The following is a 15221-nucleotide window of genomic DNA, read 5'->3' on the forward strand; positions in this document are numbered from 1 at the left end:
CCTTCCGCGCGTACCTCAAGGTGGCCCGGCACGCCTTCGGCCTGGAGGCGATCCTCAAGGGCGACGCGCGCTGGCCCGGCGAGCCCGGCGACCGCGACCTGCTCTACTTCCTCGCCGAGACGTTCCGCGCGCGGCTGGTCAAGGACCTGCCGGCGGACAAGCGGCACGCTTCGGCGGCCGTGCGCCAGTTCGCCTTCCGGGCGAAGAGCCTCCTGGTCGAGCTGGCCGAGATCTCCCTGGAGATGGCACAGCTGGTCATCGCCGACGACGAAACGGGCAACCCGCGGCTGCCCGCGTGGTTCCTGGTCGAAGTGGCCCGTGACCTCCCGCGGCTGGTGGCGGCTCGCGCATGAGCAACGCCCGCGCCGAGGCCCAGCGCCGCGAGCGCCGGAACAAGGCGATCGAGGACGGCTGGGCCGCGGTGCGCGCCACCACCGTCCTGGACCACCTCGCGCGCGGTGCGAACCTGAGCCCGGAGAACGCCGGCGCCGGCTGGGCCACCGTCAGCGACCGCGGCGTGCTCTTGGCGAACCGCGCCCGCGACGCCGAGGCGGACGAGTGGGCGTGGGTGTTCGCGCACCTGCTGCTGCACCTGGGTCTCGGCCACCTCGACGACGACCGGCTCACCGAGGCGGAGGCGATCACGCCCGGCCGCGGGGTGGACCCGGTGTACGCCGCCGCCTGCTGCGTCACCGTCCACCGGTTCGCGGAAGCCGTGCACGTCGGCACCCCCGTCGTCGACCTGCCCGAACTGCCCGGCACCGACGAGCTCCCGCTGACCCGCGTCTGGCGCGAGACGGGGGTCCCGGCGCCGTTCACGGGCGGGCCGGGGCCGTGCCTGCGGCTCGCGGAGCCGATGAGCCGCTGGCAGCTGCAGTACCACGGGAAGCCGGAGCCGTGGACCGAACGCTTCGCCCGCGGGCTGATCGCCTCGGCGACCGAAGCCATGGAACGCGCCGCCGACGCGCGCGGCCAGACCCGCCACCGCCGGGCGACGGGGGAGTGGGACCGCGCGCTGTCCTGGTTCGTCTCGTCGTTCCCGCTGCTCGGCGCGGTGGCCGCGGGCTTCACCCTGGTCGTCGACGCCGAGGTCGTCCGCGCCTGGAACATCGCCCTCGCGGCGGTCGACGCCGAGCACGGCGAGATCTACGTCAACCCGGCCGCCGCGCTGACCGCCGAGGAGTGGCGGTTCGTGCTGGCCCACGAGATGCTGCACGCCGCGCTGCGGCACGACCGCCGCGCGCTGGGCCGCGAGCCCTACTTGTGGAACGTCGCCTGCGACTACGTGATCAACGGCTGGCTGGTCGCCATGGGCGTCGGCGAGCTGCCCGACGGCAGCCTGTACGACCAGCAGCTGACCGGGATGTCGGCGGAGTCGGTGTATGACACGTTGACGACCGATATCCGCCGTGCCCGCAAGCTGCTGACCATGGGTTCGCGCGAGGCGGGGGACGTGCTGGGCGACTGGCTGTCCGCGCCGGACGCGGTGCAGCGCCGGTCGTCGAAGCGGGCCTCGCGGCCGATGCCGTGGGGTGACCGCGTCCACGGCGTCGATCTGGACGAGTTCTACCGCCGAGCGCTCACCCAGGGCCTCGAGTACCACCACGCCCAGGGGCGCGGGCTGCTGCCGGCCGGGCTGGAGCAGGAGATCCGGGCGCTCGACCACCCGCCGCTGCCGTGGGACGCGCAGCTGGCGCGCTGGTTCGACGAGCACGTGCGGGCGGAGCTGCCGGTGCGCAGCTACGCGCGGGCGTCGCGCCGCCAGTCGGCGACCCCGGACATCCCGCGCCCGGGCCGCGTCCGCCCGGAACGCCTCGACCGGCGCGTCACCTTCGGCGTCGTCCTGGACACGTCGGGGTCGATGAACGCCGAGCTGCTGGGCAAGGCGCTGGGCGCGATCGCGTCGTACGCGCTGGCGAGGGACGTCCCGGCGGCGCGCGTGGTGTTCTGCGACGCCGTCGCCTACGACGCCGGCTATCTCGCGGTGGCGGACATCGCCGGCCGGGTCAAGGTGCGCGGGCGCGGCGGGACGATCCTGCAGCCCGGCGTCGACCTGCTGCAGCGCGCGCCCGACTTCCCGGCCGACGGGCCGATCCTGATCATCACCGACGCGGCGTGCGACCACGTCCGGCCGCGCCGCGAGCACGCGTACCTGGTGCCGCGGGGCGCGCGGCTGCCGTTCGCGGCCCGCGGGCCGGTCTTCCGCGTGGCGTGACCCACGCTGGGCTGGCGCGGGGGTGAACCCCCAATAAACTCCCGCCCATGGACGACCCGCACTACCTTTCCGGCCTCCAGCTCTCCGGCCGCCGCGTCGTGATGATCGGCGGCGGCACGGTCGCGCAACGCCGGCTGCCCCGGCTGATCAGCGCCGGGGCCCGTGTCGAACTGGTGTCGCCGCACACGACGCCGTCGGTGCAGGGGATGGTGGACGCGGGTGAGCTCGTCTGGCACGAACGTCCCTACGCTCCGGGTGACCTTCGCGCTGCCTGGTACGCGCTGGCCTGCACGAACGACCCGGAGGTGAACGCCGCTGTCTGCGCGGAGGCCGAGCGGGAGCGGGTGTTCTGCGTCCGCGCCGACGAAGGGGAGTCGGGTTCCGCGGTGACCCCGGCGTCCGGGCGGCACGGTGGCCTGCTGTTCGGCGTGCTCTCCGGTGGCGAGCCGCTGCGCTCGGCCGCGGTCCGCGACTCGATCCTCGACGGCCTGCACAACGGCACGATCGAGGACGGCCGTCAGCCGCACCCGGAGGGCACCCTGCCCGGGGTGGCGCTGGTCGGCGGCGGCCCGGGCGACCCGGAACTGATCACCGTCCGCGGCCGGCGCCTGCTCTCGCGCGCGGACGTCGTCGTGGTGGACCGGCTGGCCCCCCGCGAGTTGCTCGACGAGCTCGCGCCGGAGGTCGAAATCGTCGACGCGGCGAAGATTCCGTACGGCCGCGCGGCCAGCCAGGACGTCATCAACAGCACGCTGATCGAGCGCGCCAAGGAAGGCAAGTTCGTCGTCCGCCTCAAGGGCGGCGACCCGTACCTGTTCGGCCGCGGCTTCGAAGAGGTGCTGGCCTGCGCCGAGGCGGGCGTCCCGGTGACGATGGTCCCGGGCATCACGAGCGCGTTCGCGGTCCCGGCGGTGGCCGACGTCCCGGTGACCCACCGCGGCGTGGCCCACGAGGTGGTGGTGGTCTCCGGCCACGTGGCCCCCGGCGACGACCGGTCCCTGGTCGACTGGGACCTGCTGGCCCGCATGCGCGGCACGATCGTGCTGATGATGGGCGTGGAGCGGCTCCCGCAGTTCGCCAAGGCCCTGCTGGACGGCGGCCGCCCGCCCGCCACCCCGGTGGCGATCATCGAGGACGGCACGATGCGCACCCAGCGCACCCTCCGGTCCACATTGGACACAGTGGTCACCGACGCGGCGGCCTCCGGCGTCCGCCCGCCCGCGGTGATCGTCATCGGCCCGGTAGCCGGCCTCGCCCCCGTGTCCTGAGGGGATTCTCGCGTGATCCGGCAGGCATCACGCGTGATCAGAGGGGCATCACCGCGATGCCTCCTCAATCACGCGTGATGCCTCTCCGGACACGCGTGATGCCCCTCCGGACACGGGTGATGCCCGCTCAAGCACGGCGGGCGGCGGTGAGGATCGCGTCGGCGACTTCGGGCAACGGGCGGGTGCCGTCGATGATCGTCGCACCGGGGTGGCGGTAGGCGTTGTCGCCGAGGGCCGCGGCCAGCTCCTCCGGGTGCTTGCCGAAGGAGTTCGTGGTGCGGGTCAGGAGCCGGTGGCGGAGCGTGTCGTCGTCGACCACCAGGCAGACCACGAGGTCGAACAGGTCGGCCACGTCGACGGCGTTCTCCGGGCAGCCGCAGAAGAACGCGATCTCGCCGCGCGCGCCGGCCGCCAGGGCTTCGACCTTCGCCCGGTCGATCCGCCAGCCGTAGCGGTGGAGCCAGCCGGACGGCACCGGGTCGGGCGGGTCGGTGACGACCTGTCCGCTCGTCCGGTCCACCCAGTGGTGGAAGCCCTCCTCGTCCGCGTCGACCGCGTGCTCACCCCGGCTCTTCAGGAGCGCGCAGACCGCCGACTTGCCGGCCCCCGCGTTGCCGGTCACCCACACCAAAGGCATGGGCGAAGCATTTCAGTCCCCGTAGCAGCTCGCGGCGAAATCGCGGATCGCGTCCGACAGCCGGGTCGGGTCGAACCGGAGCTCGACCGGGCTGCGGGCCTGGACGAACTCCGCCGCCGGCATGTCGACCGCCAGGGTGTCCGCGTCGCCGAACGGGTGGATCGGGTCGTTCTGGTGGCCGATCACCAACGCCCGGGTCGTGATCTTGCGCCGCACCGACTTCGGCGGCGCGATCCGGCCGAACAGCACCCCGTGCAGCAGCGCGGCCATCGAGGCCGGCCGCTGGGACAGCGTGTCCGTGACGACGTCGACCCACTGGTTGCCGTGCGGGACCACCGACGCCGCCAGTGCCACCGCCTGCACGGTGAACGGCAGGAACCGGGCCGCCATCAGCAGCGGGGCGAAGGTGACCAGCCCGGCGACGATCGCGTTGTCCAGCACCGGCATCTCGACGATCAGCCCGCGGACCCGCGACGGCGCCTGCACCGCCACCTCGAGCGAGACGTTCGCCCCCAGTGACGTCCCGCCGATCACGGCGGATTCCACGTCGAGGTGGTCCAGCAGGGCCAGGGTCTGCTCGGCGAACGACGGCATCGAGTACAGCCACGACTCGGTCGGCCGGTCGGAGTCGCCGTGGCCGAGCAGGTCGAGGGTGATCACGCGGAACCCCGCCCGGGCCAGCCGGCGCGCGAGCGGCGCGTGCATCCGGCGGGTGAGCATGATCCCGTGGGTCAGCACGACGACCTTGTCGCCGCTGCCGAACTCGGTGTACCAGAGCCGGTACCCCTCGTGGTCGAACGAGCCGGTGAGCTCGATCGGGCGGGAGGCCCGCCGGACCGGTGCGGACTCCGGTTCGGTCTCGATCGCGGTCGCGCTGGCCGGGCTCATGTCCCACCGTCCTCCCCGTGTCGGCGTCGGTTCTTTCAGGAAAGCATCCCCCGACCAGGTCGGCACGGTGACGACCGGGTCAATTGACACGGTGCCAATGGCGGGTCGTCGCGGGCATGGGTCAAGATGACCCCATGACCGCTACTGCTGACAGTCTGCCCGACCTGGTGTCCCTCAAGGTCGACGTCGACGGCCATGTGGCCGAAGTGACGCTTCTCGGCCCGTCGAAGGGCAACGCGATGGGCCCGGACTTCTGGCGCGAGCTGCCGCTGGTGTTCCGCGCGCTGGACGCCGACCCGCAGGTCCGGGCCGTCGTGCTCACGGGCAGCGGGAAGCACTTCTCCTACGGCCTCGACCTGCCGGCGATGATGGGCGACTGGGCGCCGATGCTGGGCGGCGACAGCCTGGCCGGCCCGCGGACGGCGTTCCTCGACCAGGTCCGGTCGCTGCAGGCGGCGGTCAGCTCGATCGCGGAATGCCGCAAACCGGTCGTCGCGGCCGTTTCGGGCTGGTGCATCGGCGGTGGTGTCGACGTCGTCGCCGCCGCGGACGTCCGGCTCGCCAGCGCGGACGCCAAGTTCAGCGTCCGCGAGGTGCGTGTCGCCATCGTCGCCGACCTCGGCAGCCTGCAGCGGCTCGCCTCGATCATCGGCGAAGGGCACCTGCGCGAGCTCGCCCTGACCGGCAAGGACGTCGACGCCGCCCGCGCCGAGAAGATCGGCCTGGTCAACGACGTCTACGAGGACCAGGACGCGCTGCTGAAGGCCGCGCGCGAACTCGCCGGCGAGATGGCCGCGAACCCGCCGCTCGTGGTGCAGGGTACGAAGCAGGTACTGGCGGCGAACACCGAGCGCCAGGTCGCCGACGGCCTCCGGTACGTCGCCGCCTGGAACTCGGCGTTCCTGCCGAGCAAGGACCTCGGCGAAGCGGTCCAGGCCTTCATGGAGCGCCGCGAGCCGCGGTTCACGGGCGAATAGAGGAGGCAGCGTGCGCGCTTCGGAGGTCCACCACGCGTTCCGCGTCGCGCGGGACTACCTGCAGACCCACCGCGAGGACTACGACACGGCCTACCGTGACTTCGCCTGGCCGCGGTTCGACGAGTTCAACTGGGCGATCGACTGGTTCGACGTCGTCGCGCACGACCCCGCCAACGCCGAGCGGTACGCGCTGTGGATCGTCGAGGAGGACGGCACCGAGAACCGCTGGACCTTTCCGGAGATGTCCGTCCGGTCCAACCAGGTGGCCAACTGGCTGCGCGGCCTCGGTGTCCGCCGCGGCGACCGGCTGATCCTCATGCTCGGCAACCAGGGCGAGCTGTGGGAGACGATCCTCGCCGCGATGAAGCTCGGCGCGGTGATCATCCCGGCGTCGACGCTGCTCGGCCCGGCCGACCTGACCGACCGCGTCGGGCGCGGCGCGGCCCGGCACGTCGTCGTCCGCTCGGTGGACGCGCCGAAGTTCGACGGCATCGAAGGCGGTTACACCCGGATCGCGGTGGGGGAGCCGGTCGACGGCTGGCACCGGTACTCGGCCGCGTTCGCCGAGTCGCCGGAGTACACCGCGGACGGCCCGACGAAGGCCGGCGACCCGCTGCTGCTGTACTTCACCTCCGGCACGACGGCGAAGCCGAAGCTGGTGCAGCACACGCACGTCTCCTACCCGGTGGGCCACCTGTCCACGATGTACTGGATCGGCCTCGAACCGGGCGACGTCCACCTGAACATCTCCTCGCCCGGCTGGGCGAAGCACGCGTGGAGCAACTTCTTCGCCCCGTGGAACGCCGAGGCGACGGTGTTCCTCTACAACTACAGCCGGTTCGACGCGGGCGCGCTGATGGCGCAGATGGACCGCTGCGGGGTGACCAGCTTCTGCGCGCCGCCGACGGTGTGGCGGATGCTCATCCAGGCCGACCTGACGGCCCTGCGCACCCCGCCGCGCAAGGTCGTGGGCGCCGGGGAGCCGCTCAACCCGGAGGTGATCGACCAGGTCGAGAAGGCCTGGGGCGTCACCATCCGCGACGGCTTCGGCCAGACCGAAACCAGCGTCCAGGTCGCCAACACGCCGGGCCAGGACGTCGTGCCCGGCTCGATGGGCCGCCCCCTGCCCGGCTTCGTGGTGGCGCTGGTCGACCCGGTCAGCGGCGAGCGCGCGGCCGAGGGCGAGATCTGCCTGGACCTCGCGCACCGGCCGGTCGGCCTGATGACCGGCTACGCGGACGACGACGAGCGGACGTCGGCCGCCTTCGCCGGCGGCTTCTACCACACGGGTGACGTCGGTTCGATCGACGAACGCGGCTACATCACCTACGTCGGGCGCACCGACGACGTGTTCAAGGCGTCGGACTACCGGATCTCGCCGTTCGAGCTGGAGAGCGTCCTGATCGAGCACGAGGCGGTGGCCGAGGCGGCGGTCGTCCCGGCCCCCGACCCCATCCGGCTCGCGGTGCCCAAGGCGTACGTCGTGCTGGCGGCCGGCCACGAGCCGACCGCGGAGACGGCCGAGGCGATCCTGGCGTACTGCCGCGAGCACCTGGCGCCGTACAAACGGATCCGGCGGCTGGAGTTCGCGGAGCTGCCGAAGACGATCTCGGGCAAGATCCGCCGGGTCGAGCTGCGGGGCCGCGAGAACGACCCGGCGCGGGGCGCCGGGACCGAGTACCGCGAGGAGGACTTCCCCGGCCTCAAGTCCTGAGATCCCGAAATGCCGGGGCGGGACGTCAGCCGCGGGTGCCCTCGACCTGGCGGCCGTCCTCGGTCGAGCACGCCGTCACCGGGTCGGCGGGGCCGCTGCCGCACGTCCACTCGTCGAGGACGATCGGGCCCGGCCCGTCGGCGTCGTTCGCCTCGGCCGGCGTCAGCTTCGCGAAGTAGTCCGTGAGCAGCTTCGCCGCCGCGGCGCAGTCGACCTTGCCGTGCGCGACGACCGCCGTCTTCGCGCCGCCCGTGCCGGCGACCTCGCCGCACGGCACGCCGGGGGCCGTCGACCCGGCCGCCGCGGCCGCGGCGGGCACGGGCGCCTCGGAAGAGGGCGCGGCGGGTGCCGGGTCGCCGCCGCAGCCGGCCAGCGCGGCGGCCGCGGCGACGAGCAGCAGGGGGTACGCGAGTGTCTTCATGGGCCCTTCAGGAGCGGGAGGAGGAACGGAGTCACTCGGACGGCACGACGGCCGCGAAGACCGTCTGCTCGCCCTTGGTGCAGGTGGTGCCGCCCTGGGCGGCGGGCGGGCCGGAGGTGCACAGCCAGCCGTCGACGGTCTCGTTCACCGCGTCGTTCGAGCCGGCCCCCTGGCGCCCGGTGATCTTGCGGTGGAAGTCGCCGACCAGCTTCGTCGCCGCGCCGCAGCTGACGCCGGCGGCGCCGCTGTCGAAGACGTAGAGCGTCAGCCCGCTGGCGGCGGTGACGGTGCCGCACGACCCGGGCACCGGCGGCGGCGCGGACGGCTTGGTCACCGGGGCCGGCGCGGACTCGCTGCCGCCGGGCGGCGGTGGCGGCGGCGGGGTGCCGGCCGTCGTCGTCACGGAGGGTGGCGGCGTCACGGACGGCGGAGCCGGAGGGGCCTGCGCGGCGGGATCGCCGGAGCAGGCCGCGAGCACGGGCAGGGCGAGGCACGCCACAAGCCACGTCCTCGTGGTGGTCGGGTGGGGCACCGCGATCCTTCCTCCCCGGTGAGCTTGGGTCCCGTGGGCCACGGGTGTGCCGGAGATTACAACAGCGGGGTGGCGGCCCGGTCCGGTGGCCACCGAATCGGTGTCCACTATGGACAATTAACATTCCGTTCACGCTCCGAAACCTCCCGCTGTCATCAAGAATCGATCGGTCTAATTCGCGCCGTGACGGTTAACAAAACGGCGTCGCGCGCCGAAGATCTTGGTGGAGGCCGAAGAGCTTCCCGTCCCCGACACCCGTACCGAAATCCGTGAGAGCGATGAACGCCGACGCAGTGACCAGCACCGAAGACCCGTCCAGTCCGCCGACCGTCCCGAGCACCGTGGTCTGGTGCTGCGGCCGCCCGTACGTCCTCGAGGGACGCGCCGGCCGCGCCCGCTGGATGGGCACCGACTACCGCGGCCGCCCCGAGTCGCTCAGCAGCGCCGAGCTGCAGCGACGCGGGTGGAGCCACCGCCGCGCGAGCTGAGCGTGACGCGGCCGGGGCCGTGGGGGCGGCCCGGCCGCGGGGGAGAAACCGCAGGCCTCACCGCTCCGGCCGCGCGGCGGACGGGCATTGTCCGGTCTCGCCGCCGGCCGGCGGGGGAGCGCCTCGAGCCCGGCAGGTCTCGGCCGTTCCGCCCCGCCGCACCACCGGGCGACCCCGCCCCGGACCGCTGTTTAATGGCCCCGTGAGCACAGCCGCCCCCGAACCCGCCGCTCAGGCGGGGCCCGCCGCCGAACCGTCGCTGCTGCGGCAGGCCTTCAACGTCCCCAACATCCTGTCGCTGCTGCGGCTGGCCGGGGTGCCCGTCTTCCTCTGGCTGCTGCTCGGCCCCGAAGAAGACGGCTGGGCGCTCGCCCTGCTCGTCTTCAGCGCGCTGACCGACTGGCTCGACGGCAAGCTCGCCCGCTGGCTCAACCAGATGTCGCGGCTCGGGCAGCTGCTCGACCCCGCCGCCGACCGGCTCTACATCCTCGCCACCCTGATCGCCTTCCTCGTCCGCGGCATCATCCCGTGGTGGGTCGTCGTGCCGCTCGTCCTGCGGGAGGCCGTGCTCGGCGTCTGCGTCCTCACCCTGCGCCGCCGCGGCTTCGCGCCGCCCGAGGTCACCTACATCGGGAAGGGGGCCACCTTCGTCCTGATGTACGCCTTCCCGTGCCTGCTGCTCGCGCAGGGTGGCTCCGACGTCGCCGCGGTCGCGCGGCCGATCGGGTACGCCTTCACCATCTGGGGCGCCGTCCTCTACGTCTGGTCCGGCGTCCTCTACGTCGTGCAGGCGCGCAACGCCCTGCGAGGCGCTCCCGCGGAGTGAGCTTCCGCCGGGTCGTGGCGGGCGCCTGCGCCGTGTGGGTGTAAGACTTCGCGCAACACTTTTCGCCAGTGAGGGCATGAAAGGGGACCGGCGGTGTCCGCTCCTGAAGAGCTTCGCTACACCGAGGAACACGAGTGGGTCGCCACCCGCGGCGAGGACACCCTCGTGCGCGTCGGCATCACCGAGTACGCGCAGGACCAGCTCGGCGACGTCGTGTTCGTCGACCTGCCCGACGTCGGCAGGCAGGTGACCGCGGGCGACGTCTTCGGCGAGGTCGAGTCGACCAAGAGCGTCTCCGAGCTGTTCGCGCCGGTCGACGGCGAGGTCGTCGCGGTCAACGACGCCGTCGCCGACTCGCCGGAGCTGATCAACAGCGACCCCTACGGCGAAGGCTGGCTCATCGAGATCCGGCTCGACGACCCGGCGGGCCTGGAAGCCCTGCTCGAAGCCGAGGCGTACGACGCGCTGACCAAGGGCTGAAGCCCGCTCCGCCGGTTCGGGGAGCCGGGGCTCGGAGAATCGATCAGGCACGGTACGTTGACAGCTACACGTTCTTGAGTACTGGCAACACAGCATGTGTGGAGGAGAGCTCAGGTGAGCACGAACGACGGGCCCGGCGGCGTTCCCCCGGAGCAGTCTCCGGAGCGGACCTCTGTCTTCCGGGCCGACTTCCTGGCCGAAGCCGAAGGTCGCGAGCCCGCCCCGGAAGCCCCGGTCCAGGGTGTCGACGCGCTGCCCCCGGGTTCGGCGCTGCTGGTCGTGAAGCGCGGGCCGAACGCGGGTTCGCGGTTCCTGCTCGACCGCGACACCACCAGCGCCGGGCGGCACCCGGACAGCGACATCTTCCTCGACGACGTCACGGTCTCCCGCCGGCACGCCGAGTTCCGGCGTGAGGGCGGCGAGTTCGTCGTCATCGACGTCGGCAGCCTCAACGGCACCTACGTCAACCGCGAGCCGGTCGACCAGGCGGTGCTCGCCGGCGGCGACGAGGTGCAGATCGGGAAGTTCCGCCTGGTCTTCCTGACCGGCCCGGGGCACGGGGGCCAGGGGGCGCAGTGACGGCGGCCGGGCGGCCACAGAACCACGGACTGAGCATCGGGGCGGTCCTCGCGCAGCTGCGCGGCGACTTCCCCGATGTCACCATCTCCAAGATCCGGTTCCTCGAAGCGGAAGGCCTGGTCACCCCGGGCCGGACACCGTCGGGGTACCGGCAGTTCGCCGCGGCGGACGTGGAGCGACTGAGGTTCGTCCTGGCCGCCCAGCGGGATCACTACCTCCCGTTGAAGGTCATCAAGGAACAGCTGGACGCGGCGGACTCGGGTGCCGAGCCCGCCGCGGCCCTGCCCCGCCCGCCGCGCCGGCTGGTGCCGATCGACGTGACGGCCGAGAACGTCGGCCTGCCTGTGGCGGACGACTTCACCGCGGGCAAGGAGCTGCGCCTGACCCAGGAGGAACTCCTGGAGCAGGCCGGCATCGACGCGCCCGCGCTGGCCGAGCTGCAGCAGTACGGCCTGGTCCGGCCCGGTCCCGCCGGGTTCTTCGACCCGGACGCGGTGCTGGTCGCGCGCACGGTGAAGGCGATGACCGAATTCGGGATCGAACCGAGACACCTGCGTGCCTTCCGCGCCGCGGCCGATCGCGAGGTCGGGCTGCTGGAGCAGATCGTGACGCCGGTGTACCGGCACCGTGACCCGGAGGCGAAGTCGCGGGCGGACGAGCTCGTCCGGGAGCTCGCGGCACTGTCCGTGACGCTGCACACGCTCCTCGTCAAGGCGGGAATCCGCGGCGTCGCCGGGTGTTGATCGATAACGGGGCAGTGAGATCCTCTTTGCGGTCCCATGTCAATGACTGAATGTTCGGCACCGCATGCCGTACCGTGAAGGCACGGGTTTGCGGCAGGCGAACCGAGAGAGTCCGGACAGCGAGCACAGCGCACGGATGACGGGTAGCGTCGGGAGTATGGGCGTGAAGCCGGATCAGCGCTGCAGCCCGTGTGCACGGGAGGGAGGCGAAGCCCGATGAGCGAAATGCGCGTCGTCGGTGTGCGGGTCGAGCTGCCCGCGAATCAGCCGATCTTGTTGCTGCGGGAAACCGAAGGTGAACGGTACCTGCCGATCTGGATCGGCTCGGTCGAAGCCACCGCCATCGCCTTGGAGCAGCAGGGGGTCCGCCCTGCCCGCCCGCTCACGCATGACCTGCTGAAAGAGGTCATCGGAGCGCTCGGCCGGGAGCTCGAGCAGGTCGTCATCACCGACCTGAAAGAGGGCACGTTCTTCGCGGAGCTCGTGTTCGACGGCGACATCCGGGTGTCCGCCCGGCCGAGCGACTCGGTCGCACTGGCCCTGCGGATCGGAGTCCCCATCCACGCCGTGGACTCGGTGCTGGAGGAAGCGGGCCTCATCATCCCGGACGAGCAGGAGGACGAGGTCGAGAAGTTCCGCGAGTTCCTCGACTCGGTCTCCCCGGAGGACTTCCGCGGAGCGGACACCTGAGGGGCTCGAAGCTGGGGTGAGGTGTGCTCGCGGAGAGCGCTCGCCTTGAGCTCCTCGCCGTGTCTTCTGGGGGTGCAACCCCCAGACCCCGCCCGGGGGCACGCCCCCGGACCCCGGCTCCTCCCGCGGTGACGCTTTTCCCTTGCCTCGACGCGTGAGAACTTGCCTTGACGCGGACGTCAACGTCTAGCGTCGAGGGCATGCGGATCGGAGAACTGGCGCAGCGCACGGGTGTCACCACCCGTGCGCTGCGGTTTTACGAGGACCAAGGCCTCCTGACGGCCCGGCGGTCGGCCAACGGCTACCGCGAGTACGACGAGGACGACCTCCAGCTGGTCAAGGAGATCCAGACCCTCCAGACGGTCGGCCTGACCCTCGACGAGACCCGCCCGTTCGTCGAATGCCTGCGCAGCGGCCACGAAACCGGCGATTCCTGCGCGAGCTCCCTCGAGGTCTACCGGCGCAAGCTCGAAGAAGCCGACGCCCTCCTGGCGCGGCTCGGCGGCATCCGCGCCGAACTCGCCGCGAAACTCGCCGGCGCGCTGGCCCGCCAGGCACCCGATCCGTGTGTCGTGCCCGACGCCCCGCGTCCCTGAAGGAGCTCGTCATGTCCGCAGTCACCGACGTCACCGATGCCACCTTCGCCGAGGTCCTCGGCAGTGACGTTCCCGTGCTCGTCGAATTCTGGGCCACCTGGTGCGGCCCGTGCCGGATGGTCGGCCCGGTGCTCGCCCAGCTGGCCGCCGAGCGGGACGGCGAGCTCGCCGTCCGCAAGATCAACGCCGACGAGAACCCGGAAACCACCCGTTCCTACCAGGTCATGTCGCTGCCGACGATGATCCTCTTCCGCGGCGGCGAGCCGGTCGGGACGATCGTCGGCGCGTTCCCGAAGGCCCGCATCGAAGAGCGGCTCGACCGGGCCCTCACGGCGCCGTCGCCTTGACGAACGTGTCCGCCAGTTCGCGCCCGTACTGCTCCAGGTCCAGCGACGGGTCGGCCGCGTAGGCCGCGGCGACACCGTCGACGGCCTGCGCGACGGACATCGCCATCACCTCCGGCGTGAACCCGCCGAACACACCCTCGGCCTGGCCCTGCCGCAGCTGACGGGCCAAACCGTGCACGCGCATGTCGTCGACCAGCACCTTCGTCATCACCCAGCCGTCGGCGTCGTCGGCGTTGGCGGCCAGCTCGGTCAGGGCCCGGACGCACTCGGGGTAGGCACGCAGGAAGGCCACGGACGTCTCGATGTGCGCCCGCAGGTAGCCGGGCCGGTCGGCCGGGTCGAGGCCGCCGCCGGTGCGTTCGGCGAGGAACTCGTTCTTCGTCTCGACGACCGTGCTGAGCACGGCCTGCATCAGGCCGGCCTTGTTCGTGAAGTGGTACGAGATCAGCCGGGTGCTGCTCAGCCCGGCGCGCTCCTTGATCTTCGCGAAGGTGGTCCGGCGGTAGCCGAGGTCGGACAGGACGCCGATGGTCGCGCCGATGATCTGTGCCCGACGCGCGGCCTCGGCGGGGCTGAGGCCCATCTCCGCCATGAGGTCGGTTTTTACTTGCATGAGTAAAAGTTACTTGGCTGAGTAAAACTGGTCAAGGGGTTTGAACAACGCCGGAGCGGGTACGGCGAACGGCTCAAAGGCTCATCCGACCGTTGAGCCTTGCCGCGCGTCGCGTTGACCGGTGTTCTCCTGGCGCTTACCGTCGAAGAAGAGAAATTGCCACGGTGTGATTAACGGTCTGGGGCCGGACCGTGGCGATTGATCTCCGGCGGGTCCCGCTCCTGGGACCGTCCGGCTGTCATTCGCCGGCCGCCAGGTCGGGCGAGGGGAGGCTTGCGTGGTCGAGGCTGGTTCCGAGAAGCAGCCTGTCGAGGTCGCGGCTGGTGAGCAGGGTGAACTGTTCCCCGACAACTCGCTGCCCGACGAGCTGGTGGGCTACCGGGGTCCGGCGGCGTGTCAGATCGCCGGCATCACCTACCGCCAGCTCGACTACTGGGCCCGGACCAAACTGGTCGCGCCCAGCATCCGCACCGCGCACGGCTCCGGCTCGCAGCGGCTGTACTCCTTCAAGGACATCCTGGTCCTCAAGGTGGTCAAGCGGCTCCTGGACACCGGTGTCTCACTCCAGAACATCCGGGTCGCCGTCGACCACCTGCGCGTCCGCGGCGTCCGCGACCTGGCCAAGGTGACCCTGTTCTCCGACGGCACCACGGTCTACGAATGCACCTCACCCGAGGAGATCGTCGATCTGCTCCAGGGTGGCCAGGGTGTGTTCGGCATCGCCGTCAGCGGCGCGATGCAGGAGATCAGCGGCACCATCCACGAGTTCCCCGCCGAACGCGCCGACGGCGGCATCGTCGAGACGCACGAACCGGACGAACTCACCCAGCGCCGCAACGCCCGCAAGACCGGTTGATCACCACCGCGGGGATGCGAGTAGTGTTCACCGTGCGGTCGACGAATCCGCGCGGGAGAGTCCGAGCCACACCTTGAGCTCGGCGCCGAAGGAGCAAGTCCTCCCCGGAACCTCTCAGGCACCCCGGACCGCGCGGACGAGACGCCTCTGGAAAGCGGGTCGTCAGGACACAGCCTGATGCCCCCGCCGACGGTGCAAGCCCGGCTCAACCTGCGGGCGAAACTCTCAGGCGCCTCCTCCGGGAGGTACGGACAGAGCGGGGAGGGTCTCCGGGGTTGGGCGAAGTGTGCTCGCGAAGAGCGCTCGCCCGACCCCTTCGGAGTGTCTTGTGGGGGTGCAACCCCCACACCC

The 15221-nt window shown here is 71.7% G+C and carries 19 protein-coding genes and 1 riboswitch; of the genes, 14 read left to right on the forward strand and 5 right to left on the reverse strand.

Annotated features, from left to right (window positions below):
- The first annotated feature begins 20 nt into the window (after positions 1-20).
- From DV20_RS46945 to cobA, 3 genes are read left to right on the forward strand one after another with little or no spacing between them, the layout of a single operon-like run.
- Positions 21-353: a hypothetical protein gene (locus tag DV20_RS46945; RefSeq protein ID WP_235191172.1), complete on the forward strand. Its 333-nt coding sequence runs from the start codon at positions 21-23 to the stop codon at positions 351-353.
- Complete coding sequence (locus DV20_RS42715; protein WP_043789752.1) at positions 350-2215, forward strand: vWA domain-containing protein; 1866 nt, start codon at positions 350-352, stop codon at positions 2213-2215. Before DV20_RS46945 ends, DV20_RS42715 begins: the two co-directional genes overlap by 4 nt.
- A gap of 47 nt (positions 2216-2262) precedes the next feature.
- Positions 2263-3483 (forward strand): uroporphyrinogen-III C-methyltransferase, encoded by a 1221-nt coding sequence (gene cobA, locus DV20_RS42720; RefSeq protein WP_043789754.1) that lies wholly within the window; start codon positions 2263-2265, stop codon positions 3481-3483.
- A gap of 127 nt (positions 3484-3610) precedes the next feature.
- Here cobA and DV20_RS42725 read toward each other — a convergent pair whose 3' ends face one another.
- Both DV20_RS42725 and DV20_RS42730 read right to left on the reverse strand, forming a co-directional pair.
- Complete coding sequence (locus DV20_RS42725; RefSeq protein WP_152603836.1) at positions 3611-4120, reverse strand: DEAD/DEAH box helicase family protein; 510 nt, start codon at positions 4118-4120, stop codon at positions 3611-3613.
- Positions 4121-4132: 12 nt separating this feature from the next.
- Entirely contained in the window at positions 4133-5008 is an 876-nt protein-coding gene (locus DV20_RS42730) for an alpha/beta fold hydrolase (RefSeq protein WP_043789757.1), read from the reverse strand.
- A gap of 134 nt (positions 5009-5142) precedes the next feature.
- On the opposite strand from DV20_RS42730, the gene DV20_RS42735 reads away from it, so the two are divergent.
- Together DV20_RS42735 and DV20_RS42740 are read left to right on the forward strand one after the other, a co-directional pair.
- Positions 5143-5985: a crotonase/enoyl-CoA hydratase family protein gene (locus DV20_RS42735; RefSeq protein WP_043789759.1), complete on the forward strand. Its 843-nt coding sequence runs from the start codon at positions 5143-5145 to the stop codon at positions 5983-5985.
- Between the two features lie 10 nt (positions 5986-5995).
- Entirely contained in the window at positions 5996-7699 is a 1704-nt protein-coding gene (locus DV20_RS42740; RefSeq protein ID WP_043789761.1) for an AMP-binding protein, read from the forward strand.
- 25 nt (positions 7700-7724) lie between these two features.
- On the opposite strand, the gene DV20_RS42745 is transcribed toward DV20_RS42740, so the two are convergent.
- Both DV20_RS42745 and DV20_RS42750 read right to left on the reverse strand, forming a co-directional pair.
- The gene (locus tag DV20_RS42745; RefSeq protein WP_043789764.1) at positions 7725-8120 is read right to left on the reverse strand and encodes a hypothetical protein; all 396 of its coding nucleotides are present in this window, start codon (positions 8118-8120) and stop codon (positions 7725-7727) included.
- A 31-nt stretch (positions 8121-8151) separates the two neighbouring features.
- Entirely contained in the window at positions 8152-8652 is a 501-nt protein-coding gene (locus DV20_RS42750; RefSeq protein ID WP_043789766.1) for a hypothetical protein, read from the reverse strand.
- Positions 8653-8930: 278 nt separating this feature from the next.
- Between DV20_RS42750 and DV20_RS42755 the strand changes: the two genes are divergently transcribed.
- The 8 genes from DV20_RS42755 (at position 8931) to trxA (ending at position 13401) form a co-directional block, all read left to right on the forward strand.
- Positions 8931-9140, forward strand: coding sequence for a hypothetical protein (locus DV20_RS42755; protein ID WP_043789768.1), 210 nt, complete (start codon positions 8931-8933; stop codon positions 9138-9140).
- Positions 9141-9342: 202 nt separating this feature from the next.
- A complete protein-coding gene (locus DV20_RS42760; RefSeq protein WP_043789769.1) occupies positions 9343-9966 on the forward strand; it encodes a CDP-alcohol phosphatidyltransferase family protein in 624 nt (207 codons plus the stop codon).
- A 93-nt stretch (positions 9967-10059) separates the two neighbouring features.
- Positions 10060-10446 (forward strand): glycine cleavage system protein GcvH, encoded by a 387-nt coding sequence (gcvH, locus tag DV20_RS42765; RefSeq protein ID WP_043789771.1) that lies wholly within the window; start codon positions 10060-10062, stop codon positions 10444-10446.
- A gap of 114 nt (positions 10447-10560) precedes the next feature.
- Positions 10561-11025 (forward strand): glycogen accumulation regulator GarA, encoded by a 465-nt coding sequence (garA, locus tag DV20_RS42770; RefSeq protein ID WP_004559567.1) that lies wholly within the window; start codon positions 10561-10563, stop codon positions 11023-11025.
- Positions 11022-11768: a transcriptional regulator FtsR gene (gene ftsR, locus DV20_RS42775; protein WP_167344437.1), complete on the forward strand. Its 747-nt coding sequence runs from the start codon at positions 11022-11024 to the stop codon at positions 11766-11768. The genes garA and ftsR overlap by 4 nt, the downstream gene beginning before the upstream one ends.
- 216 nt (positions 11769-11984) lie before the next feature.
- Positions 11985-12458 carry a bifunctional nuclease family protein gene (locus DV20_RS42780; protein ID WP_004559569.1) on the forward strand — a complete coding sequence of 158 codons (474 nt, stop codon included), beginning with the start codon at positions 11985-11987 and terminating at the stop codon, positions 12456-12458.
- 200 nt (positions 12459-12658) lie between these two features.
- A complete protein-coding gene (locus DV20_RS42785; protein WP_043789773.1) occupies positions 12659-13054 on the forward strand; it encodes a MerR family transcriptional regulator in 396 nt (131 codons plus the stop codon).
- An 11-nt stretch (positions 13055-13065) separates the two neighbouring features.
- Complete coding sequence (gene trxA, locus DV20_RS42790) at positions 13066-13401, forward strand: thioredoxin (RefSeq protein WP_043789774.1); 336 nt, start codon at positions 13066-13068, stop codon at positions 13399-13401.
- Here trxA and DV20_RS42795 read toward each other — a convergent pair.
- The gene (locus DV20_RS42795) at positions 13382-14014 is read right to left on the reverse strand and encodes a TetR/AcrR family transcriptional regulator (RefSeq protein WP_084093955.1); all 633 of its coding nucleotides are present in this window, start codon (positions 14012-14014) and stop codon (positions 13382-13384) included. The genes trxA and DV20_RS42795 overlap by 20 nt on opposite strands.
- A 277-nt stretch (positions 14015-14291) precedes the next feature.
- On the opposite strand from DV20_RS42795, the gene DV20_RS42800 reads away from it, so the two are divergent.
- Positions 14292-14870, forward strand: coding sequence for a MerR family transcriptional regulator (locus DV20_RS42800; protein ID WP_043789778.1), 579 nt, complete (start codon positions 14292-14294; stop codon positions 14868-14870).
- 42 nt (positions 14871-14912) lie between these two features.
- Positions 14913-15011: riboswitch (glycine riboswitch) on the forward strand.
- Positions 15012-15221 lie beyond the last annotated feature (210 nt).

Origin of the sequence: Amycolatopsis rifamycinica (assembly GCF_000695625.1) — a bacterium.
Classification (GTDB): Bacteria; Actinomycetota; Actinomycetes; order Mycobacteriales; family Pseudonocardiaceae; genus Amycolatopsis; species Amycolatopsis rifamycinica.